Below are 22,746 nucleotides of genomic sequence, written 5' to 3'. Positions count from 1 at the left end.
ATGGTCGAGGATGATGGTGTCCATGACTACGAGGACTGAGGACGCGTCGGCCGACGTCGGCGGCGCCGCAAATTCCGCGCGCTCTGCTGCAACCCGAGACCGCATTCTCGCCGTCGCCGAGCAGCTGTTCGCCGAGCACGGAGTCTTCGCGGTTTCGAACCGCCAGGTGAGTGAAGCGGCAGGTCAGGGCAACAATGCAGCCGTCGGATACCACTTCGGGACCAAGACCGATCTGGTCCGCGCGATCGTGAACAAGCATTCCCAGCAGGTCGAGAAGAAGCGTGGCGAACTGCTGCGTGAGATCGAAGGGTCCACAAACGTTCGTGACTGGATTTCGTGTCTGGTTCGGGCGTCGACCGATCACTACGCCGAAATGGGTGGCCCGACTTGGTACGCGCGGTTCAGTGCACAGATTCTCACCGACCCGGTCCTGCGGAAAATCGTCTACGACGAGGTATTGGCCTCGCCCACCCTGCAGGAGACGCTTCGGGGACTCTCTGACTGTCTGGCCGACATGCCGATGAGTGTTCGACGCGCCCGCGCGGACATCGGACGCAATGCGATCGTGCACATGTTCGCCGAGCGTGAGCGCACGCTTGCCGAAGAGGGGCCGGAAGCGGTCACGTCATGGGAGGACTTCACGACCGACCTCGTCGACGCGCTGGTCGGACTTTGGACGGCTCCGATCAGCCGCTGACCGGCCGTTTGTCCGCGCTAGCCGCCCGCCCCGGGGCAACCCTGCGCAATGGATCTCGCGTCGGCGGAAGATCCAGGAGCAAGCCCACTCCGGCAAGAATGATGACAAGACCGCCAACGAGCGCGAAGGTAACAGGCTCGTTCAACCACAGCACTCCGATGGCTGATGCCGAAATCGGAACGAGAAGAGTGACGGCCGATGCCGCGACTGGACCCGCCTGACGAATTATCCAGAAGTAGACCAGGTAGCCACCGGCGGTAGCCCCCAGCCCCAGGGCTGCCACGGCGATGAGTGGACCGACGGTTATGGGCCCCGGTGGGGGAGCGACGGCGGACACGGGAACCAATAGGGCAACCGCGGCAAGTTGTTGTCCGAGGGCCAGTGTCATCGGCGGAGTGTCCTGGAACGACTTTCGTGCGTAGACACCTCCGACTGCGTACAGCAGCGCCGCGGTCAAAGATGCGCCAATGGCCAGCATTGCGTGACTGTCGATCGCTGAAGGAATTCCACCGACGAGCACCGAGACGCCGACGATGCCGATCGCGACCCCCGAGAGTTTTCGCCAGGTGATCTTTTGTCGAAGCCAGAAAGCGGCGACGAATACGGTGAACATCGGCGTCGTGGCATTCAGGATCGACGCCGTCGACGAGTTGAGGCCGACGATCGCAGTTGCGACAAGCGTCAGGGGCCCAGCGACGTTGAGGGCTGCCAGCAGTAGGAATGCAGGAAACCGGTGACCGACCGCGCGCCAGGTCGATCTGCTGGAAGCCGTTATCAGTGCGAGAACCAACGCTGCAACAATGAAGCGGCCGTGCGTCGTGCCGACGGCGCCGAGTGTTGGTGCTGCCACCGCAACGAGGGGGAACGAGCTTCCCCAGAGCGCGCCGACCAACAGCAAAGCTCCAACTACGGCGAATCGGCTGCTGCCGATTGCTTTCCAGTTCTTCATTGCGCCTCTTCGTCGACGACCTCGCGGACATGGATGGCCGATGCCAGACCTACCCTATACCCCCAGTAGGTATAATGCTTCTTGTGTCATGATGCTGTAGGTGATCCGAGACTGGGGACGCATTATTCGTTCTCCTGCAATGGTTTATGTGTCGAGATGCTGTACGCGCAGACCTTCAAGTTATCTTCAATATACCTATAGGGGGTATATTGGTGGTTGTGTCGGGCTCGCTTTCCGGGCCACATCCGTCCAGCAAAAGAACAGGAATCCCAATGAGTAGTTGTGGCTGTGGAAATACCCCGAAGGCCGACGCCAATGGCGCTGTAGGCACTGTCGGTACGGCGATGCCGACCGGTGGGAAAGACCTACTCAACTCTGGCAGTAGTGAACTCGTCGAATGTCGGGTCATGCCCGGCAGTGTGATCGAAAAGGCGCGTGCCGAAGCGGAAGGCCTGTTCCGTGACTACGAAGGTAATCGGTACTGGTTTTGCTGCAAGGGTTGTGGGGCGATGGCTGCACCACCACTTTCGTTGAGGCCCAATCGGGGTTCGGGCAGACCGTCGACATCAGACGGTGCGAGCGCATGCGCACTGGGTGGCCGCCAAGGTGCATTCGCCTCGCGTGGTTTCGTACGTCGCTTGTACGGGCAATTCAGCAACTGTCTCCCGAGGCCAAAGTGCAAATCCTGCAACGGCTCCCACTGCGGCAAGCGCTGCAAGGATGCTCCAGGTGACCGCAAATCCCGCGCTCGAACCAACCCATCCGGCGATCGGATAGGTGACAAGCCAGGCGAGGTGTGACAGGGAGAACTGGGCTGCGAATACCTCCGGTATACCTGCGGGCTCGACGGAGCGCCGAAGTACTTTTCCGGTCGGCGTGACGATCATGGCCATCCCGGCGCCGACGAGTGCCCACACTGCGGCAGTGAGCATCCACGTGAATACACCGGCCACGGCGAGGGCTGCTGCCGCGCTGGCACTGACGACCAGGACAACGGAACCTGCTGTCATCACAGTGCGTTCAGCGGTTCTGTCGAGAACGCGTGGAAGAAGCAGCGCGGTCACCAACGTGCCGGTGCCTGACGCGGCAAGCATCCACGCCACGTCGGATTGGGTTCCACCGAGCTCGTCGCGGACGTAGTTGACGGTGTTGACCACGACGATCGAACCGGCTGCTGCCACCACGAGATTGAGTGCCATGATGCCGCGCAGTCGCGGTGTGGTCACGAAGATTCGCACCCCCGACGCGATCCGATCCCACGCCTTGCGGTGAGTACTCCGGCGAGCGTTGGGGATTCGGGTGGCCAGCACGAGCAGTGCCGAGACCGCAAAGCCCACGGAGGTGGCGACGAACAACAGGTTGAATGTCATGAAGGACAGTGCGACTGCGGCAAGAACAGGGCTGAGCAGGCTTTCCATAGTGTAAGCGACCTGCGATGCAGACAGTGCGCGGGTGAAATCGGCCTCGTCGGTCACGATGTCAGGGATGACCGCTTGGAACGTGGGAGTGAACGCTGCCGACGCAGCTTGGAGAACGCCTACCAGCACGTAGATGTACCAGATCTCGCTGACGAAGGGCAATGCGATCACGACCGCTGCACGAAGGGCGTCGAGGGCAACGAGGAAACCCCGTCTCGGCAACCGGTCGACGTACGCCGCCGCGAGTGGAGCGATCACGACGTACAGGGACATCTTGATCGTCAGCGCGGTGGCCAGCACAGCTCCGGCGCTCGGCCCAGCGAGTTCGTAGGCGAGTAGACCCAGCGCAACCGTCGCCAATCCGGTGCCGAACAGCGCGATGATCTGGGCGCTGAAGAGCAGGCGATAGTCGCGAATCAAGAACAGACGCATGCTGTTCCGTTCCGGTGCGGTCCTAGCGGTCCGGTTCATCTGGTTTCACTCCCGCGACAAGATTGAAAGCTCCGGTCAGGACATTGAGGGCGACGATTCCGACGACGTCAGCGATCTCGCGATCACCGTAGCCGTGCGCTCGAAGGCCCGCGATGTGTTCGTCTGAAATCGAGGCAGGCTCCCGATAGACGCGAAGTCCGAGGTCGATCATTGCCGCGATTGCGGGATCGGCGGACGTGCCCGCGCGGGCACGCTCGATCTCGTCCGCCTCGACGCCGTTGGCGTGCGCGGCGGCAACGTGGGCTTCGAGGCAAACAGCGCAACCTTGCTGGACCTGCACGGCGATCGAGATTCGCTCGGTGATCTTGCGGCTCAGTTTCGCTCGCTTCATTGCCCGGCTGAGTTGCAGATAGCCACCCAGTACGGCGGGCGAATGAGCCATCGCCGCGACCATGTCACCGACCTGTCCATGACGGTTGACGGGGTTCGGCTGGTGACAGCCGGCCGAACCCACCACCGGAGTTGGTCAAGAATTGACGGTGGATTGAACGGTTCGAGGATCGTCGACCTTGGTCGACCGCATCACGACCGCGGTGATTGCTGCGCCCACCACTGCGATGGCGGCTGCTCCCAGGAACACGGCGGAGAAACCGTTCGTCAACTCCGTCAGGTCACCGAGTTGATCAGCGCCGAACACTGCTGCGATCGCGGTCATCACCGCGAGGCCGACAGCCGAGCCGACCTGGTAGCTGACGTTGACGATGCCGGAAGCCAATCCGCCCTCTTCCGGGCGTGCAGCCGAAATCGCCGTACCGAGTGAGGGAATGAACGCCAGCGTCATACCTGCCGCAGCCACGAGCGACGCCGGCAGTACGTCGACCCAGAAGTTGCCGGTGGGCCGGATCAACGACATCCAACCCAAACCGATTCCCAGTACCAGCAATCCGGTCACGATCATCGCTTTTGCACCGAAGCGTGCCATGGCCCGTGGTGCCACGACGACCATGCCGAGCATGACGAAGATCGTCATCGGCAGCAGCGCCGCACCGGCCGGGAAGGCGCTGTATCCGAGCACTTGCTGCAGGTACAGGTTCAGGAAGAACCACATCGGTATCCAGGCAGCGCCGAGGACGAGCTGAGCGATGTTCGCGGCACCGAGGTTGGGCGCCTTGAAGATTCCCAGACGCACCAGAGGTTCCCGACGCTTGGACTGGATCAACACGAATGCACCCAACAGAGCGGCCGAAACGGCGAGCGCCAGCCACGTCTGCCCGGATCCCCATCCGACATCAGGTGCTCTGACGATGCCGAAGACTCCGACAGCAAGACCTGCGGTGACAGCGAGTGCGCCGAGGAAGTCGATCGACCCGGTACGTGCCGGTGCGTTCGGCATCAGGAGGGGAGTAGCGATCAGCGCGATGACGGCGATGGGAATGTTGAGGTAAAACACCCAAGGCCAGCTGGTGTATTCGGTGATGACGCCGCCGAGGAACACTCCGGCCGTACCGCCTGCCGGGGCGGCAGCGCCGTAGATGGACAGCGCCTTGGTCATCTCTTTCTGCGTGCTGCCGAACAGCATCATCAGCAAGGTGAGCGCCGATGGTGCGATGAGTGCGGCACCGGCACCCTGAACGGCGCGGCCCGCAAGTTCGACGGCAACGTTACCGGCGGCACCGGCGACAACGGAACCGATCAGCAGGATCAGCCAACCAGCGGAGAACACTCTGCGGGCGCCGAACAGGTCGGACAGGCGGCCGCCGAGGAGGAGTAGCCCGCCGAATGCGATGACGTACGCATTGAAGACCCAGGTCAGGCCTTCCTGGGAAAAGCCGAGATCGCTCTGCATCTGGGGGAGAGCGACACCGATGATCGAGGTGTCCATGATGACCATGAACTGAGCGGCGGCGATCAACGCCAACGCCCACCACTTACGGGTGGATTTCGGTTGTGTGGACATTCTGAGTTCCTTACCTCTACGGGGTATAGGTGATGCTCGTGTGGTCAGGGGGTGTCGAAAGCGAGCCTGGGCGACATCGGCGCAGCGCTTCGTTGAGGTGCGCGGGGAAATGCTGTTCTTGGAACTCATTCGGCCGGCGCTCTGCGTAGATGCGCATCGGATCTCCTTCGAGTGAATTCATGGTGTTCGAGTAGTTCGTTGCATACCCTAGGGGGGTATGGTACAAATTGCAACAGGTTCGAATTCAAGGAGTGTCGAACCCGACGCAGACGGCAACGGAAGTGCTGCCGACCCAAACTTTGGAGGGCAAGATGTTCAGCGGCAACGGCTACGCACTGGAATTGGCAACGTCGGAGGCGGCCGTCGGCAGCCATGTCCCCTTGCAGTTCCGGATCCTGGATTCGGTTGGAACTCCGTTGACCAGGTACACCGACACCCACGACAAGCAGTTGCATCTGATCGTGGTCGGTCTGGACCTGACCGGATTCCAGCACGTGCATCCCGAATTGGACGAGAACGGAAACTGGCGTGTGTCAGTCGATTTCGATCACGCGGGAGACTACCGAGTCTTCGCTGACTTCACCCCGGACGGGGGTGACGGAATGACGCTGAGTGCGGATGCACGCGTCGCCGGGTCCTATGATCCTCGGCCGTTGCCCGCCGCTGCTGCCGTCACGACGGTCGACGGCTATACCGTCTCTCTCGAAGGCGCGGCCCATGCCGGCCAGACATCGAAGCTCACGCTCTCGGTCAGTCGTGACGGAATCCCGGTCACAGACTTGCAGCCCTACCTTGCCGCGTACGGGCATCTGGTCGCGTTGCGTGCCTCCGACCTCGCCTATCTCCATGTGCATCCGGATGGTCATCCGGGTGACGGTGTCACGCCGGCTGGACCGGCAATCACCTTCTACGCCAACATGCCGAGCGCTGAGGACTACCGGTTGTTCCTGGACTTCAAACATGGCGAAGTGGTGCGTACGGCGGAATTCACTCTGACTGCCGACAATGCGACCACGCCTGGGGCCGAACACTCGAGCCACTCGCACCACGGGCACTGAGACCGAATGAGTTTCGCAGCAACGGGAAAACGGGCATGGGCGATCACCATGCACCCATCTGTTCGTGCAGTAGCGAAATGCGTGGCGATGTGCGCAGTGATTGCTCTGCAAGACAACGGAATTCGAAGAGTATCCGCACATCGCCCCGGTAACGAGAATTGTTGCGAAGTCACGCGTTGACGAACAGGAGGACATCGAATGTCGGAAGCGACAGAAGTGGGCAACGCTCCAAGCAGTGCCCCGGGCAATGATACGACCGGCGATGTGTGCTGCACGGGTGATTCCCACGGCTACATCACCGCCAAGGACGACTACCTAGGGCGCCTGCGTCGCATCGAGGGTCAAGCCCGCGGCCTGCAGCGCATGGTCGACGAGGACAAGTACTGCATCGACATTCTCACGCAGGTTTCGGCGATGACCAAGGCTCTCCACGCGGTGGCCATGGGGCTGCTCGAGGACCACATCAGCCACTGCGTCGTCAAAGCTGCCGTTGACGGTGGTCCCGAGGCGGAGGCAAAGGTGAAGGAAGCGACCGACGCGATTGCGAGGCTCGTTCGCTCGTAGAACTGTGCTCGACGAACATTGATACCGTGGTCGTCATGTTCAGCATCGAGATCCGTCGTACATTCGCTGTGAGGCAAGGGCTTCCGGCACCCGTGCGGGACGCAAAGAATTTGCCGCCGCTGATGCCCGTCGAGGGATTTCGCGTGACGATGCGAGTCGGGTTCTCGTTCGAGGACGACCAACTCGGAGAACGTGGATGGTTTGTCGACACGGACGCTCTCGACGAGTCTGTCGATCGGTGCGCCGAGCGATTGGCGAGCGGTGTCTGGCCGGAGATTTTCGATTTCCGTCCGTCATTCGAGAACGTTGCGAAATGGGCTTTCACGGAACTTGCGTCCACGATTCCTCAGCTGACCTACGTCGAGCTGGACAACGAGACGATAGGTGTGGCAACGAGATACGTCAGATCGCACTGATCTGACATATCTCGTTGCCACAGGGTATCGATCGATCGGACTACTGGTAGAGACGCAGTGCAGACCCGATGAAGGACTTACCGAATGCGAGCCCGGCCTTGTTGAAGTAGAAGCTCATGTTCGTATTCGCGAACGGCACCGCGGACACCGTCTTGGTGATCTGCGACTCGGCGTCTGCCCACTCTGCGCACGCTGCGTCGCCGGTCAACCCGGAAGCCTTGGCCACCGCTGCTTCGTAGGCGGGGTTGTTGATCGAAGAGAAATTCTTACCGGCTGCCGGAGCAGGTCCGGTGAAGAACGGGGTGAACCCGCTGGGAATCGAATTGTTGATCTGGATCCATGCGATGTCCCACTGATTGTTGTCTTTACCGCTGAGCATGACGTCGACAACTTTGGTCTGGTCGGCTCCCGTTACCTCGACGTTTGCGCCGAGATCCGACCATGCAGATTGAGCGAGTTCGGCTGCTGCGCTGCGAGCCTCTTCGCCTCCTGCGTAGAAGAGGCGGAGTGTCAACGGGTTTCCGTCTTTGCTTCGTTTTCCGTCCGACCCGGCGGTCCAGCCGGCCGCGTCCAAGGTTGCCTTCGCTGCGCTGACGTCGTAGTCCGGAATGTTGCCGGTGACGGAGTCGTACACGCAGGCGCGGGGCTCTACACCGACGAGACTTGTTGCGCGGGTGCCCTGGCCGGCAGTGATAACTTCTGCCAGATCGTCGAGATTGACTCCCTGGATGAGTGCTTTGCGAACGGCGGGATCGCTGGTGGGATTGTTCGCGATCTGGTTGAAGTACATCTGACCGGACGGCATCGGGCGATTGATCGAGGCGAAATTGGCGGCTTCGATCCGGTCCTTGTCCGGACCGGCGATCGGAGATGCGTTAAGTTCGCCGGAGAGAAGCTGGTTTGCGGCGGTGCTGACATTGGGTGCCATGACAGCGATGACGGTCTTGGGGACACCTGGTGTGTCGGAGGTGGTGTCGTCGGGGCCCCAGTTGTAGCCGTCACGACGCTCGAACGTGTAGTGGTCGTTGGCGGCGACTTCGGTGACTTCGAACATCCCGGAACCGAGAGACTTCTTGTTCGAGGCGGTCGGGTCCGCGAGTCCGGCGTCGCACATGATCGGGAGGCGACTGACCGTGAGGAGGAGGAAGGGGCTCGGCGCCGGAGTGGTGACCGTGATGGTGCGGGTCGCGGGATCGGCAGTGGCCGAAGCGCCTACGGGGACCGTAGTGCCGCGTTGTTGTGAACCGTTGGCCGGATCGGCCACGAAGTTGATGTTGTTCGCGACGGTCTGCGCGTTCAGCGTCGACCCGTCGGTACAGGTCACTCCCTCGCGGATGGTGAAGGATGCGGAGGTCGGCGTCTCTTCCCATTTCTCTGCCAACCACGGTTTGAATTCACTGGTGTCCGGATCCTGGTAGACCAGGGAGTCGTAGGCCAGCCTCGAGATGTCAGCGGTTGCCGCGGAGCCGGACATGATCGGGTTGAGTGCACCCGGATCGGCTTGCAACGCATAACGGAAGGTTCCGTCTGTCAGAGGTTCACCGCCGTCGGAGCCCGAGGACGTGCCTCCCGAGCTGCAAGCCGACAACACGAGTGCGAGCCCCGCGGCCGTTGCAAGTGCCGGATAAGAGCGGTGTTTCATTGTGCCTCCGTGAAGGAGCCAGGGCCCGAGCGAAATTCGAGAGGGCGCGGTCGAGTGTGACCGCTAAATCTTGGCGTAGGACGTGACGGGCATCTCGGTCGATCTTCACGAAAATCATGCCGATTTTTGTTCGATCTCACGAGAACCGGGGTGATGAACCAGTTCAGGTCACGGTGAGTCGAGGTCATTTTGCCGTGGCCACCCGGTTGCAGTGAGTACAACGGCAGGGACCGACGTCAACGGAGAGATCGGGCCGAGGGCGAGGAGATCTTCGTCTTCGTCGATCTCGGACCAGAATTTTTCAGAAGAAACATCGAGGCCGAGAACGATCCACGGCGGTCCGGCTTCTTGAAAGGCAAAGGAGACTCTGCCGGTTCGCGGAACCGTCGCATCGAACAGGTGGTCTCCGACTGGATATCCCTGTTGCTCGCCCACCAACGTCAGGGTTGTCGGTTCGAAGGACGCCTCGCGCAGCATCTTCTCGACTGCGCGGTCGAAACTCTGCTGAGTGGTGAACTCTTCGTCCGCGTTCGAACCGCTGAACTCGGGGAAATGCGCACAACACAAAACGTGTGAGCCCTCTGAGTTGCAGTAGAGACGAAACACGGGAAATCCACCTGCCACGAAGCGTGACGTTAGCAGAGCGTCGAAATGGAGAAGTTGCTGTTTCGGCAAAGATGGTTGCGTGAGTTGTGGAAGGTCGTTCATCCTGGGTGCATGAGCCACGAACACCACAATCACCACGAAAACTCTGAAACCGCCGAGAATCCGTACGCCAAGGCGGACGCACAGTTCTGGAACTCGCTGTACGAGGAACGTCCCGCGCGCTGGAGCGGAAATCCCAACCCACAGTTGATTGCCGAAGCCTCCGACCTCGAACCGGGCACTGCACTCGACGTCGGTTGCGGCGAAGGCGCCGACGCTTTGTGGTTGGCACGTCGCGGGTGGAAGGTCACCGGCACCGACATATCGTCGGTAGCGCTCAGTCGCGCCCAGGCTCACGTCGAGGGCGAGGGCGTCGACATCGAATGGCTGGAAGCCGACCTGACGAAGTGGGATCCGCAGGGTCGATCGTTCGATCTGGTGTCCGCGCAGTTCTTCCACATGCTCGAACCCGCGCGCGGGGAATTGTTCCGTGCTCTCGGAGATCTGGTCGCGCCGGGCGGGCATTTGCTGATCGTGGGCCACTCGCCCCACGAGTCGCCCACCGAACATCATCGGGCAATGCTGCATACACCCGAATACGTGGAGTCGCTGTTCACCGATGGTTGGAAGGTGTTGGTCTCGGAGTCGCGGGAACGTGATCTTCCCGCGAACCCCGAGATGCATCACACCACGGATACCGTTGTGCTGCTTCAGCGATTGAGTGCGAGCACCGACAGCAACTCGTAAGCGACGTGAGCCGCTGCGATACCGGTGATCTCGGCGTGGTCGTACGCCGGCGCTACCTCGACGATGTCGGCGCCGACCACGTTGAGTCCCACCAACCCGCGCAGTGTGTTCAACAATTCGCGAGAGGTCATGCCGCCCGCTTCGGGTGTTCCGGTACCCGGAGCGTGTGCGGGATCGAGCACGTCGATGTCGACGGAGACGTACACCGGGCCACCGTCGAGGCGCTTACGCATGCGCTCGACGATGCTGGCGACGCCGTCGACCTCGTAGTCGTCACTGCGGATCACCTGGAAGCCGAGGACGCGGTCGTCTTCGAGGTCTTTCTCGCTGTAGAGCGGTCCACGGATACCGATGTGCTGCGAACGCTCCATGTCGATCAGGCCTTCTTCGCTGGCGCGGCGGAAGGGGGTGCCGTGGGTGAAAGGCTGACCGAAGTAGGTGTCCCAGGTGTCGAGGTGAGCGTCGAAGTGCAGGACGGCGATCGGGCCGTGATCGCGGGCCAGTGAGCGCAGGATCGGAAGTGCGATGGTGTGGTCGCCGCCGAGCGTGAGCACGGAGGAACCGTCGGCGCGCAGGTCGGTGACGGCGGACTGAACCGTCGTGAGTGCTTCCTGAATGTCGAAGGGGTTGACGCCGATGTCGCCGAAATCGGCTACCTGCTGGTTGGCGAAGGGCGAGACCTTCAGCGCGGGGTTGTACGGACGCAGCAGCTTCGACGCAGCGCGGATGTGCCCCGGACCGAACCGAGCGCCGGGTCGGTAGCTGACACCCGAATCGAAGGGGATGCCGAGGATTGTCACGTCGGCGCGCGAGACCTCATCGAGGCGCGGCAGACGCGCAAAAGTGGTCGGCTCGGCGTAGCGGGGGACGCGCGTGGCGTCGACGGGTCCGATGAACGATCCGGGGTTGTTGGTAGCCATGTGCAGAGGTCCCTGCTCTCGATTCGGCGCACACCGGGCGCCCTTCAGTGATGTAGCTCTCTGAGCAAGTATGGTTTCTTCAAGAGGCTCGGTTGTCAACCCCTGTTTCCTGAAAGGGACACGGCGGTCGTGAAGGAGTGGGTTCAGTGGCCAAGGCGAAGGAAGCGGTCGAGCCGGTCGGACCGCGCATCGGGGCGAGGCTCAAGGCGGCACGTCAATCGAAGCGGTTGACCCTCGACGACCTGGCCGAGGCCTGTGGTGTGACGAAGGGGTATCTCTCGAAACTCGAGCGCGATCACGTCAACGCGTCGGTGGCGACCCTGATCAAGGTGTGCGCGGTGCTCGAGATCCCCGTCGGATCCCTGTTCGAGAATGCGTCCGCCGGTGAAGTAGTCCGCGCCGACGCCATGCCGCAAATCAGCTTCGGTGGCGAAAAGATGACGGAGTACCTGCTCACGCCTACCAACGAGCGTCGAATTCAGGTGCTGCTCGGCGAGCTGGAACCAGGCGGCGGAAGTGGTCAGGAGTTCTACAGTCTGCCGATCGACGTGAACTTCGTGCACGTGCTGGAGGGCGGCTTGCGGGTCTCGTTCGAGGGCGGTCGGACGGATCCGAACGGTGAGGCCGTCGATGCCGAAGACGTCGTGCTTGCGGCGGGCGATTCCTTCACATTCACGCCGACGCACAACCATAGTTTTCAGGCCGAAGGCTCGGTTCTGGCGAAGGTTCTGTGGGTCTTGAATCCGGCATTGCCGGAAGGGCCACGCGCGTCGCCTTCGTGAGACACGAATCCGTGAATGTTGATTCTTAGGAAACAAGAGTTGACATGATTGGCGGCACCCGTCACGCTGGTAGTTGTCCCCGTCACACACACCGTCGAAAATTGGCGTCACGGAACTCCTGAAGGAGCGCACCATGCATGTCGATTCAGTTCGAGTTGGCCTGTTCCAAGGTCCGCTCACCACCCCGGACACCTTTGCGTCGGTGGAGTTCAACCTCGCTGCAATCGACACCGCTGCCCGCGAGGCTGCGGCATCCGGTGCGAAGATCCTGCTGACGCCGGAGATGTCCGCAACCGGCTACGACATCGGCGAACTGGTGTCGCTGCGCGCGGAACCGGCCGACGGCCCGATCTTCGATTCCGTCGCCGAGATTGCTCGCAGTGCAGGCATCGCCGTCGTCTACGGCTACCCCGAACTCGACGGGGGAGACGTCTACAACAGCGTGCAGGTGGTGGACCGCGATGGCACTTCGCTTGCGCACTACCGCAAGACACACCTGTTCGGCACGCTCGACCGCGAACATTTCCGGCCAGGTGAGACCCTGGTGGTCGGGTTCGATTTCGAGGGCATCCGCTGCGGATTGTTGATCTGCTACGACGTGGAATTTCCCGAAGCGGTTCGGGCCCATGCCGACGCCGGTACCGAATGGCTCATCGTGCCGACGGGGTTGATGACTCCGTACGAACACATTGCGCAGCAAGTGGTTCCGGCCCGCGCATACGAGAGTCAGATGTTTGTCACCTACGTCAATCGCTGCGGCGCCGAAACCGAGCTGACCTACTGCGGTCTCTCGTGCGCCATCGCACCCGACGGTGCCGAGTTGGCGCGGGCCGGGGGCGGCCAGGAATTGCTCTTCGCGGATATCGCCGCCGCCACCGTCTCGCAATCGCGCACCCTCAACACGCATCTCGACGATCGACGCCTCGATCTGTATCCAGACCTTTCTGTCACGACTGTCTCCAAGGAGAACCGTAGATGACCATCCCAGTAGCTCCGGACAGTTCCTCGGAACCCGGCAAGCAGCCGCCCCTCACGATGTTCGGACCGGATTTTCCGTTCCCGTACGACGACTACGTTTCCAGTCCGGCGGGACTCGGCTCGGTGCCCGATCTGGCACTGGGTACAGAAGTTGCCGTGATCGGTGGTGGACTCTCCGGCATGATCGCGGCCTACGAGTTGCTCAAGGTCGGTCTCAAACCGATTGTCTACGAAGCTGATCAGATCGGTGGCCGGATGCGGTCGGTCGAGTTCGACGGGCACCCCGGGGTTGTCGCCGAGATGGGCGCAATGCGTTTCCCACCGTCGTCGACGACGTTGTTCCACTATCTGAACGAACTGGGTCTGCAGACCGAGGAGTTCCCGAATCCCCTTGCCGAGGTCACGCCGAGCACCGTCATCGATCTCAAGGGTGAGAGCCACTACGCGCACACTCTCGAGGATCTGCCGCCGATTTACACCGAGGTGGCGCAGGCCTGGCAGCGCACTCTCGAAGAGCATGCCGATCTGATTCCGTTGCAGCAGGCCATTCGTGACCGCGACACCGCAGAGATCAAGCGGATCTGGAACGACCTCGTGGTGCGCTACGACGACCAGACGTTCTACGGATTCCTCGCCGCGTCGAAGCACTTCAAGTCCTTCCACATGCGGGAAGTGTTCGGGCAGGTCGGATTCGGTACGGGTGGTTGGGATACCGACTACCCCAACTCGATCCTCGAAATCCTTCGTGTGGTCATCACGGCCGCCGACGACGACCACCGCGGCATCGTGGGTGGATCGCAGCAGCTGCCGATGCGGTTGTGGAACCGCGCCCCGGCGCACATGGCGCATTGGCCTGCCGGTACGACGGTCGCTTCGCTCAACGACGGCGAGACGCGTCCCCGCGTCACCGAACTCCGGCGTACCGAGCCAGGCAACATCACGGTGACGGACTCCGGAGGTTTCATTCGCACGTATGCGAGTGCCGTTGTGACAGTGCAGAGTTGGATGCTGCTGAATAACATCAGGTGTGACGACGATCTGTTCCCGATCGACCACTGGACTGCGATCGAGCGAACTCACTACATGGGTTCGACCAAGGTGTTCGTTCTCGTCGACCGCCCGTTCTGGAAGGACAAGGATCCCGTGACCGGCCGTGATTCGGTGTCGATGACACTGACCGACCGTATGAGTCGCGGCACCTACCTGCTCGATCAGGGCGAGGGCAAGCCAGGCCTGATCTGCTTGTCGTACACCTGGTCGGACGATTCGCTGAAGCTGCTGGCGCTCGACGCCACCGAGCGCATGAACATCATGCTGCGGTCGCTCGAAGAGATCTACCCAGGCGTGGACTTCCGCAGCCACATCATCTCGAGCCCGGTGACGCTGTCGTGGGAAACCGAGCGCGACTTCATGGGTGCGTTCAAGGCGAACCTTCCGGGGCACTACCGGTACCAGGAGCGCCTGTTCTCTCACTTCGTGCAGAATGATCTCGAACCGCGTCATCGGGGAATCTTCCTCGCCGGTGACGACGTGTCGTGGACTGCCGGCTGGGCCGAGGGCGCGATCCAGACCGCGATCAACGCGGTATGGGGCGTCGTCAACCATCTCGGCGGCGCTGCGCCTACCGAGAATCCCGGACCCGGCGACGTGTTCGAGGAGCTCGCTCCGATCAGGTTGGGCGACTGAGCTCACCGCAACTGCCGAAATGTCGTGCCCGATGGGGGTTGGTACTCCTATCGGGCACGACCTCTTTCCGGTGATCCACGCAACACTGGAAAGTGTTCGGATCCAATAATTTCCAGGAGGGTGTTCAATGGCGAGCACATCATCGGCGACCAAGACCGCAGCTGCAGAATCGAGACCCGCGGGCGGTGATCGATCCGGTGACCCGGCGCTCGAACTGGTCGCCGAATTGGCAGCAGCGGGCCAGCGACTCGTCTTCCGTCAGGGCGACGACTTGAACAGCGACGACTTGAACAGCGACGACTTGAACAGCGACGACTTGAACAGCGATGCCCTGAACAGTGACGATCTGACCTGTGTGGTGCTGTGGCCGTCCGGAGAACCCTCCCTCTCCGATCTGTGCGAGAACTTCGAGTCCCTCGGACTCCGAGTTTCGACGCACCGCCCGCTTCCGACCGTTCTGGGTTCGGCACACTACTTCACCTTCGAGCCGAGCACCTTCGACGGCAGTGCGCTCGAGAAGATGGCGGACGCCTTCGAAGCCGTCATCGCCGGACAGACCCGTATGGACGCATTCTCCAGTCTGATCGGACGAGCAGACATCACGTGGCGCGACGCAGAGTTGCTGCGCGCTGCGTGCCGTTTCCTCGCTCAGGCTCGTATCGGGTTGTCCGAGAGCTACATCGTCGGAGTGTTGGCAGCGAAGCCGCTCTTCGTACGGCAGGCAATCGAACTCTTCACCGCGCGTTTCGATCCCGCAGTAGCAGGTTCGCGTGAGACGGCCGTGGCCACCGCGGCGGCGGCCATCGACGAATCAGTCGACGGTGCAGACACTCTCGACGAGGATCGCGTCTTGCGCGGTGTGCGTTCATTCTTGCAGGCGACTCTGCGCACCAACTGGTACCTGCGCGGTGAGGCCGGCGAACCGCTGCCGTACGCGTCGTTCAAGATCGACTCGCAGTTGCTCTCCACCCCGCAGAAGACAGTTCCTTTCCGCGAGATCTACGTCAGCGCACCCAATGTCGAAGGCGTGCATCTGCGTAGCTCCTCCGTCGCCCGTGGTGGCCTGCGTTGGTCGGATCGATACGAGGACTTCCGCACCGAGGCTCTGAGTCTGATGAAGACCCAGAGCGTGAAGAATTCGCCGATCGTTCCCTCGGGAGCCAAGGGTGCGTTCGTGGTTCGGGGCACGTCGTCACCGACCCCGGCGCAGGTGCAGGAGTCGTACAGCACCTTCATCCGCGGCTTGCTGGACGTGGTGGACAACATCGTCGACGGCGCAGCGGTGCACCCGGCAGAAGTAATCGAGTACGACGGTGAAGACTCCTACCTCGTCGTGGCGGCGGACAAGGGGACCGCACGGTTCTCCGACGTCGCGAACGGCATCGCCGTCGAGCGTGGTTTCTGGCTCGGCGACGCTTTTGCTTCCGGCGGTTCGGCCGGCTACGACCACAAGGCGATGGGCATCACCGCTCGCGGCGCCTGGGTAGCGGTTCGACGCCACTTCGCCGAGCGCGACCTCGACGTCGACACCGATCCGTTCACCGTCGCGGGCATCGGTGACATGTCCGGCGATGTGTTCGGTAACGGAATGTTGCTCTCGCACAAGATCCGTTTGGTCGCGGCATTCGATCACCGCCACATCTTCATCGACCCGAACCCCGACACCGAGACGACGTTTGCCGAACGCGCTCGCCTCTTCACCGTGCCGCGCTCGTCCTGGGACGACTTCGACCGCACCGTGATGTCGCCTGGTGGTGGCGTCTGGCCGCGTAGCGCTAAGTCGATCCGCCTTCCGCTCGAGGCGCGTCAGGTCCTCGGTATCGCCGAGGAGAAGCTGACTCCGCAGGAACTGATCCGAGCGATCCTGTGCGCTCCGGTGGACCTGTTGTGGAATGGCGGCGTCGGTACCTACGTGAAGGCGTCGACCGAAAGCAACGTCGACGCGGCCGATCCGTCCAACGACGCAGTTCGCGTCAGCGCTGACGAGTTGCGTGCAACCGTGGTGGGTGAGGGCGGCAACCTGGGTTTCACCCAGCGTGCCCGCATCGAATATGCCGCTGGCGGAGGACGAATCAACGCCGACTTCATCGACAACGCGGCAGGCGTGGCTACCTCGGACCGTGAGGTCAACATCAAGATCGCACTCGCAGAGTTGGACGCGACCTCGCGCAATGAACTACTCGCGGCGGCCCAGGACGAGGTAGCCGCATCGGTACTCGAGGCCAGTGAAGATCAGACCCTCGCGATCAGCCTGGCCGAGCACCGCGCTCCCGCCCTACTCGATCAGCACGAACGGTTGATCGAGAACCTGGTCTCGGCGGGCGCGATGAAGCGCCTCGAAGAATCATTGCCGGACGCCAAGGCGCTGGCGGTCAGGGCGCGAGCCGGGCAGGGCCTACTCCGTCCGGAACTTGCTGTGCTGGTGGCGCAGTCGAAGAACGTGCTGACGGCGGAATTGGGGGCGTCGACCGTCCCGGACAATCAGATCTTCGCCGATCGTCTCCCGCAGTACTTCCCGCTCTCCGTCGTCGAGGCAGCACCGGACGCGATCCGCGCACATCGGTTGGGCCGCGACATCATCATCACCTCGGTGGTCGACGAACTGGTCAACCGCGTCGGCCCCGGCGTGCTGTTCCGGCTGGAGGAACACCTCGGAGTCCACAGTCCGGAAGCGGCTCTGGCCTACGCAGTGGTCAGCGAAGTGCTCGGCACCGAGGAACTTCGGCGCGAGATCTTGAACTCTGAGCTGCGCGCCACCGAGCAGTTGCAGGCTCTCGATCGCTTGCAGCAGTTGTTGGAATCCGAGATGAGCTGGGTGTTGCGTCGTCCGGGAGCAGCCGGCCGGTTCACCGTGAACCCGCGAGCCGACATCGATCGATGGGCCGCGCCGGTGCGGGCTCTCACCGAAGGGCTGTCGGCCAGCGACCGCATCGAGGCGTCTTTCGGGGCGCTCGCCCTGGCTGACATTGCGTTGCAGGAGAATACGACGGTTCAGGCCGCGGCTGCGATCTACCGGGAACTCTCCGACACCCTCGATCTGGGCGACGTTCTCGGGGGCGTCGACGTTGCCGTCGGTGCCTCGCATTGGGAGGTCATGGGCAGCGCTGCCGTCCACGCCAGGTTGACGGCGCGTTTCGCGGACCTCGTGTCCGGAGCGCTCGGTGAAGGTATTCCGGAGGTCGTCGAGTTGTGGACCGCCGCCAATCCGCAAGCGGTGCGCCGGTTCACGGCCTTGATGTCGAGCGTGAGCCGCAGTGGAGCGCTGGACACCGCCCGTCTCTGCACGGTCGACACCGAACTCGAACTACTCGTTCGCGGTGCGTCCAGTTTCGCTTCGGTACACGCCGCGGAGCGTTCAGCGACCCTCCCAGGCGAGTAGCGATAGCAGCAGTTCGGCTCTGACCCTGGCCTGTCCGAGGTCGCATTGCAGCAGTTCCTCGATGCGTGCGATGCGACCTCGGAGGGTGTGCCGATGAACACCGAGTTCGGCTGCGGCCGATTCCCATTGGCCGTTCGCCTCGAGATAGGCGCGCAAAGACGCGACCAGTGCGGTCCCGTGTGCCTGGTCGTGTTCGGTCAGCACCGGGATGGTGTCCGCAGCCATTGCGATCAGTGCCTCACGGGCAGGCTCGGATGCCAGAATCGTCGAACCACTCAGAGCGTCGAACTCGAGAATGCGGGCAGTGGCCGTCGTGAGATTGGCCGCGGCGCGGGCCTGGACGAGAGCGCGCGGTGCGTCCAGAAGACGGTGAGGGGTGCTGATTCCGGCACGCACCGTCTTCGCCTCGGTGGGGGAGAGCTGCGCCAGTAGTGTTTTGGCAGTGTCGATTGTGTCGGTTCCGCGAAGGAGGACGGTCAGCGAACCGTCCTCGGATTGCGCGAACAACGGCCGGCCTGCTCGCGCGAGAGCGTTGTCGAGTTCGCGAAGAACAGGGCCGAGTCCGGATCCGCGAACGTGGACGACACGGACATTGCCGTGCGTGTCGCTCGCTTCGTCCAAGTACGACGGCACACCGTCCTCGGGGATTCGGCCGTCGAGTAAGAGCCCGAAAGCCATGGCGTTGAGTCGAGTTCGCTCGGCCCGTAGTCGAACCGGTTTCTCGAGTTCGAGAGTGAGCAGCGAGACCGCATGCCCGAGCAACACTCTGTCGATATTGCTCAGGGGCCCGGCGCCCGCCATTGCGAGGTAGCCGTGCCAGCTGTCGGTGACGCCGACGGGGGACAGTGTCAGCGTCCGTTCGGGTGTGCTCTGCGAGATCGACGCCGGAGCGTTGGGATCGCGGGTGGTCGCCGCGACCGCGCGAACCTCGGTGATCAACGACTTCTGGTTTGCCGGATGCACCGCGGTGATCCGATCTCCGACAAACGCCACCGAAGTTTTTGTGGCCGTGGCCAGTTCACGCACGATGGCAGACACGCCTCCGCGCAGCGCAACGCGGGTGATGCGTGTCTGTACTTCTGCCGCGCGGAGTACCGATTCGTATTCCTGCTGGCTCAGACGGGTCATCACCGCGCGCGTGACCGCCGCGAACGGGGTCGTGAACGGCACTTCCAGCAGGGGGAGCCCGCGACTGCGGGCGGCGGCAATCAGGTCTGCGGGCACACTCTCGTGGGAAAGGCCGGTCCCGAAACCCAGAGCCGATACTTCTGCGGCGGCCAGACGGTCGATGTACTCGCTGTAGTCGGTGGCGTCCGCGCCCACCAGTGCCAGCCCGGTGGTGAGCACCAATTCGCCGCCGGAAAGCCACGGGGTGGGGTCCGTCAGCTCTGTGGCCTGCGCAAACGTGACGGGGTGGGTGGCGGCTGCTCGGTCGGTGAGCAGAGCCAGCGAGAGGTGTTTCTGGCGCAAGAGCCACGAGATCGGAACCGTCACCTGATCAAGGCTAGCTGTCGTTGCCGATATGGAGTAGCCCTGGAGCTTCGGGTATCCATTTCGGCAGTGCTTGCGATGCTTCGCGCGTCGCATACTCGAATGCAATACACAACCGAGAGGGTGGTCACATGAGTGCAATCGAATACCGGCTTCCGCAGGAGCGTCGCATCGTCACGGAGTTCCCGGGCCCGCGCTCGGCTGCGCTCGCCGAACGCCGTAAGAAGGTCGTCGGCGCCGGCGTCGCATCCACCCTCCCGGTCTACGTCGCCGACGCAGACGGCGGAGTCATCGTCGACGTCGACGGCAACTCGCTGATCGACCTCGGTGCCGGTATCGCGGTGACCAGCGTCGGTGCTTCCAACCCGGCCGTCGTGTCCGCAGTTCAGGATCAGGTCGCGCACTTCACCCACACCTGTTTCATGGTCGCTCCGTACGAGGGCTACGTCGAGGTCGCCGAGCGTCTCGCCGAGCTCACCCCCGGTGACCACGAGAAGCGTTCCGTGCTGTTCAACTCCGGCGCAGAAGCCGTCGAGAACGCCGTCAAGATCGCCCGTCACGCAACCGGTCGCGACGCAGTCGTCGTCTTCGACCACGCGTACCACGGCCGCACCAACCTCACGATGGCACTGACATCGAAGTCCATGCCGTACAAGAGCGGCTTCGGTCCGTTCGCCCCCGAGGTCTACCGCGTCCCGATGTCCTACCCGTACCGCGAGGGCCTCAACGTCGACGGCTCCAAGATCACGGGTGAGCAGGCCGCACAGCGCGCCATCACGATGATCGAGAAGCAGGTCGGTGCTGCCAACACGGCCGCCATCCTCATCGAGCCCATTCAGGGCGAGGGCGGATTCATCGTTCCCGCAGAAGGATTCCTCCCGACGCTCGTCGCGTGGGCCAAGGAGAACGGCGTCGTCTTCATCGCCGACGAGGTTCAGGCAGGCTTCGCTCGTACCGGCGCCTGGTTCGCCAGCGATCACGAGGGCATCGTCCCCGACCTGGTCACTCTCGCCAAGGGCATCGCAGGCGGCATGCCGCTCGCCGCTGTCACGGGCCGCGCCGAGCTCATCGACGCCGTCCACCCCGGCGGCCTCGGTGGCACCTACGGCGGTAACCCAGTCGCCTGCGCCGCTGCATTGGCGTCCATCGACCAGATGCGCGAGCTCGACCTCTGTGGCCGCGCACGCACCATCGAGTCGACCGTCGTCGGCCGAATGAACGCACTGGCAAAGGAACTCGACGTCATCGGTGACGTTCGCGGTCGCGGCGCCATGCTCGCCATCGAGCTGGTCAAGCCCGGTGGGCAGGAGCCGGACGCCGATATCACCAAGAAGATCGCCGCCGAATGCCTCGCTGCCGGCGTCGTGATCCTCACCTGCGGTACCTACGGCAACGTCATCCGTCTGCTCCCGCCGCTGGTCATCTCCGAAGAGCTGCTCGACGACGCGTTGACCGTCCTCGAGACCGCTATTCGCACTGCAGCACAGGGGAACTGACATGTCCAACGTCTCGGATCTTCTCGACTCGGTACCCAAGGGTCTCTGGCTCGGCGGCAAGCTCGTCCCGGCCGAGAAGACCTTTGCGGTCTACAACCCGGCAACGGGTGAGGAACTCGCCCAGGTAGCCGACGCCGCCGCTGCCGACGGTATCCGTGCGCTCGACCTCGCCGCTGCGGCGCAGGAAGACTGGGCGGCCACGCCGGCACGTGTACGCGGCGAGATCCTGCGCACCGCCTTCGAATTGCTGCACGCCCGCGCCGAGGACTTCGCGCTGATGATGACCCTGGAAATGGGTAAGTCGTTGGCAGAGAGCCGCGGTGAGGTCAACTACGGCGGCGAATTCCTGCGCTGGTTCAGCGAGGAAGCAGTACGCATCGGCGGACGTTTCACGCAGGCTCCGGCCGGCAACGGTCGCATCCTGGTCACCAAGGAAGCCGTCGGACCGGTCCTTGCGATCACCCCGTGGAACTTCCCGCTCGCCATGGGCACACGCAAGATCGGACCGGCGCTGGCTGCCGGTTGCACCATCATCGTCAAGCCCGCCGAGGACACGCCGCTGACCATGCAGCTCCTCGGTCAGGTGTTCGCCGATGCCGGTCTGCCCGACGGTGTGCTCTCGATCCTCCCGACGTCCGACGCGGCCTCCATCAGTGGACCGCTGATGGAAGATGCGCGTCTGCGCAAGGTCACCTTCACCGGCTCCACGGGCGTCGGAAAGCTGTTGGTGCGGGGTGCTGCTGACAAGCTGCTCCGCACGTCGATGGAACTCGGTGGCAATGCGCCGTTCATCGTCTTCGACGACGCCGACATCGACGCAGCTGTCGACGGCGCAATGCTCGCGAAGATGCGTAACGGCGGCGAGGCCTGCACCGCGGCCAACCGCATCTACGTCGCCAACTCGGTGCGCGAGGAGTTCACCGACAAGTTCACCGCCGAGGTTGCGGCCTTGAAGGTGGGCGCCGGTGACGCCGAGGGCACCAACATCGGCCCGCTGATCAACACCAAGCAGCTCGCAACCGTCACCGGACTCGTCGACGACGCCGTGTCCAAGGGCGCTCGCGTTCGCACCGGTGGATCGGCGCCCGAAGGAGCCGGCTTCTTCTTCACCCCAACCGTTCTGGATCAGGTGCCCGCCGATGCGCGCCTGCTGAAGGAAGAGATCTTCGGACCCGTTGCGGCAGTGGTCGGTTTCGACACCGAAGACGAAGCGATCGCGGCTGCGAACAACACCGAGTACGGCCTCGTGGCGTACTTCTACACCCGCGACATCGACCGGGCGATGCGCGTCTCGGCCAAGCTGGACACCGGCATGGTCGGCGTCAATCGCGGCGCGATCTCCGATGCTGCGGCGCCGTTCGGTGGCGTGAAGGAATCGGGCTTCGGCCGTGAAGGCGGAACCGAGGGTATCGACGAGTATCTCGATACCAAGTACGTAGCGCTCTAACTTGCTGTGCGCCTTTATTAACCGCGGGCGGTTAATAAAGGC

Annotated in this window: 19 protein-coding genes; 11 read left to right on the top strand and 8 right to left on the bottom strand. The window is 62.8% G+C overall.

The window, feature by feature from the left end:
• Window positions 1-22 precede the first annotated feature (22 nt).
• Window positions 23-697 (top strand): TetR/AcrR family transcriptional regulator, encoded by a 675-nt coding sequence (locus AC1DVN_RS28145; protein WP_070796459.1) that lies wholly within the window; start codon window positions 23-25, stop codon window positions 695-697.
• On the opposite strand, the gene AC1DVN_RS28140 is transcribed toward AC1DVN_RS28145, so the two are convergent.
• The 4 genes from AC1DVN_RS28140 to AC1DVN_RS28125 all read right to left on the bottom strand — a co-directional run bounded on the left by AC1DVN_RS28140 (window position 687) and on the right by AC1DVN_RS28125 (window position 5,453).
• On the bottom strand, window positions 687-1,646 hold the full coding sequence (locus AC1DVN_RS28140) for a DMT family transporter (RefSeq protein ID WP_070796419.1): 960 nt from the start codon (window positions 1,644-1,646) through the stop codon (window positions 687-689). The two genes, AC1DVN_RS28145 and AC1DVN_RS28140, sit on opposite strands and share 11 nt — an antisense overlap.
• Window positions 1,647-2,212: 566 nt before the next feature.
• Window positions 2,213-3,535, bottom strand: a complete 1,323-nt coding sequence (locus AC1DVN_RS28135; protein WP_477994534.1) for an MFS transporter — start codon at window positions 3,533-3,535, stop codon at window positions 2,213-2,215.
• On the bottom strand, window positions 3,519-3,938 hold the full coding sequence (locus AC1DVN_RS28130; protein ID WP_477994532.1) for a carboxymuconolactone decarboxylase family protein: 420 nt from the start codon (window positions 3,936-3,938) through the stop codon (window positions 3,519-3,521). Before AC1DVN_RS28130 ends, AC1DVN_RS28135 begins: the two co-directional genes overlap by 17 nt.
• An 84-nt stretch (window positions 3,939-4,022) precedes the next feature.
• Window positions 4,023-5,453 (bottom strand): MFS transporter, encoded by a 1,431-nt coding sequence (locus AC1DVN_RS28125; protein WP_020968303.1) that lies wholly within the window; start codon window positions 5,451-5,453, stop codon window positions 4,023-4,025.
• 251 nt (window positions 5,454-5,704) lie between these two features.
• On the opposite strand from AC1DVN_RS28125, the gene AC1DVN_RS28120 reads away from it, so the two are divergent.
• The 3 genes from AC1DVN_RS28120 to AC1DVN_RS28110 all read left to right on the top strand — a co-directional run bounded on the left by AC1DVN_RS28120 (window position 5,705) and on the right by AC1DVN_RS28110 (window position 7,491).
• Window positions 5,705-6,511: a hypothetical protein gene (locus AC1DVN_RS28120; protein ID WP_477847479.1), complete on the top strand. Its 807-nt coding sequence runs from the start codon at window positions 5,705-5,707 to the stop codon at window positions 6,509-6,511.
• A gap of 198 nt (window positions 6,512-6,709) precedes the next feature.
• Window positions 6,710-7,075 carry a metal-sensitive transcriptional regulator gene (locus AC1DVN_RS28115; RefSeq protein WP_020968305.1) on the top strand — a complete coding sequence of 122 codons (366 nt, stop codon included), beginning with the start codon at window positions 6,710-6,712 and terminating at the stop codon, window positions 7,073-7,075.
• 35 nt (window positions 7,076-7,110) lie between these two features.
• Window positions 7,111-7,491, top strand: a complete 381-nt coding sequence (locus AC1DVN_RS28110; RefSeq protein WP_030534844.1) for a 6-carboxytetrahydropterin synthase — start codon at window positions 7,111-7,113, stop codon at window positions 7,489-7,491.
• Between the two features lie 40 nt (window positions 7,492-7,531).
• Here AC1DVN_RS28110 and AC1DVN_RS28105 read toward each other — a convergent pair whose 3' ends face one another.
• Both AC1DVN_RS28105 and AC1DVN_RS28100 read right to left on the bottom strand, forming a co-directional pair.
• Window positions 7,532-9,133 (bottom strand): ABC transporter substrate-binding protein, encoded by a 1,602-nt coding sequence (locus AC1DVN_RS28105; protein WP_029254380.1) that lies wholly within the window; start codon window positions 9,131-9,133, stop codon window positions 7,532-7,534.
• A gap of 168 nt (window positions 9,134-9,301) precedes the next feature.
• Window positions 9,302-9,739: a hypothetical protein gene (locus AC1DVN_RS28100; RefSeq protein ID WP_030534842.1), complete on the bottom strand. Its 438-nt coding sequence runs from the start codon at window positions 9,737-9,739 to the stop codon at window positions 9,302-9,304.
• Between the two features lie 111 nt (window positions 9,740-9,850).
• Here AC1DVN_RS28100 and AC1DVN_RS28095 point away from each other — a divergent pair, with 111 nt between their 5' ends.
• On the top strand, window positions 9,851-10,525 hold the full coding sequence (locus tag AC1DVN_RS28095) for a class I SAM-dependent methyltransferase (RefSeq protein WP_030534841.1): 675 nt from the start codon (window positions 9,851-9,853) through the stop codon (window positions 10,523-10,525).
• On the opposite strand, the gene speB is transcribed toward AC1DVN_RS28095, so the two are convergent.
• Window positions 10,489-11,445 carry an agmatinase gene (speB, locus tag AC1DVN_RS28090; protein WP_003941134.1) on the bottom strand — a complete coding sequence of 319 codons (957 nt, stop codon included), beginning with the start codon at window positions 11,443-11,445 and terminating at the stop codon, window positions 10,489-10,491. The two genes, AC1DVN_RS28095 and speB, sit on opposite strands and share 37 nt — an antisense overlap.
• A gap of 146 nt (window positions 11,446-11,591) precedes the next feature.
• Here speB and AC1DVN_RS28085 point away from each other — a divergent pair, with 146 nt between their 5' ends.
• From AC1DVN_RS28085 to AC1DVN_RS28070, 4 genes are all read left to right on the top strand, one after another.
• Window positions 11,592-12,227 carry a helix-turn-helix domain-containing protein gene (locus tag AC1DVN_RS28085; RefSeq protein WP_020968310.1) on the top strand — a complete coding sequence of 212 codons (636 nt, stop codon included), beginning with the start codon at window positions 11,592-11,594 and terminating at the stop codon, window positions 12,225-12,227.
• Between the two features lie 133 nt (window positions 12,228-12,360).
• Window positions 12,361-13,206: a carbon-nitrogen hydrolase family protein gene (locus tag AC1DVN_RS28080; protein WP_021342734.1), complete on the top strand. Its 846-nt coding sequence runs from the start codon at window positions 12,361-12,363 to the stop codon at window positions 13,204-13,206.
• The gene (locus AC1DVN_RS28075) at window positions 13,203-14,891 is read left to right on the top strand and encodes a flavin monoamine oxidase family protein (RefSeq protein WP_097387941.1); all 1,689 of its coding nucleotides are present in this window, start codon (window positions 13,203-13,205) and stop codon (window positions 14,889-14,891) included. Before AC1DVN_RS28080 ends, AC1DVN_RS28075 begins: the two co-directional genes overlap by 4 nt.
• Window positions 14,892-15,018: 127 nt before the next feature.
• Complete coding sequence (locus AC1DVN_RS28070) at window positions 15,019-18,270, top strand: NAD-glutamate dehydrogenase domain-containing protein (protein WP_097387940.1); 3,252 nt, start codon at window positions 15,019-15,021, stop codon at window positions 18,268-18,270.
• Here AC1DVN_RS28070 and AC1DVN_RS28065 read toward each other — a convergent pair.
• On the bottom strand, window positions 18,247-19,764 hold the full coding sequence (locus AC1DVN_RS28065; protein WP_019746725.1) for a PucR family transcriptional regulator: 1,518 nt from the start codon (window positions 19,762-19,764) through the stop codon (window positions 18,247-18,249). The genes AC1DVN_RS28070 and AC1DVN_RS28065 overlap by 24 nt on opposite strands.
• A gap of 128 nt (window positions 19,765-19,892) precedes the next feature.
• On the opposite strand from AC1DVN_RS28065, the gene gabT reads away from it, so the two are divergent.
• Together gabT and AC1DVN_RS28055 are read left to right on the top strand one after the other, a co-directional pair.
• Window positions 19,893-21,257 carry a 4-aminobutyrate--2-oxoglutarate transaminase gene (gene gabT / locus AC1DVN_RS28060; protein WP_007727077.1) on the top strand — a complete coding sequence of 455 codons (1,365 nt, stop codon included), beginning with the start codon at window positions 19,893-19,895 and terminating at the stop codon, window positions 21,255-21,257.
• A gap of 1 nt (window position 21,258) precedes the next feature.
• Window positions 21,259-22,704, top strand: coding sequence for an NAD-dependent succinate-semialdehyde dehydrogenase (locus tag AC1DVN_RS28055; protein WP_477994529.1), 1,446 nt, complete (start codon window positions 21,259-21,261; stop codon window positions 22,702-22,704).
• Window positions 22,705-22,746 lie beyond the last annotated feature (42 nt).

This window comes from Rhodococcus sp. P4_E4 (genome assembly GCF_056401575.1).
The sequence above is the reverse complement of the archived record's forward strand: the minus strand, read 5'-3'. Positions and strand labels throughout refer to the sequence as shown.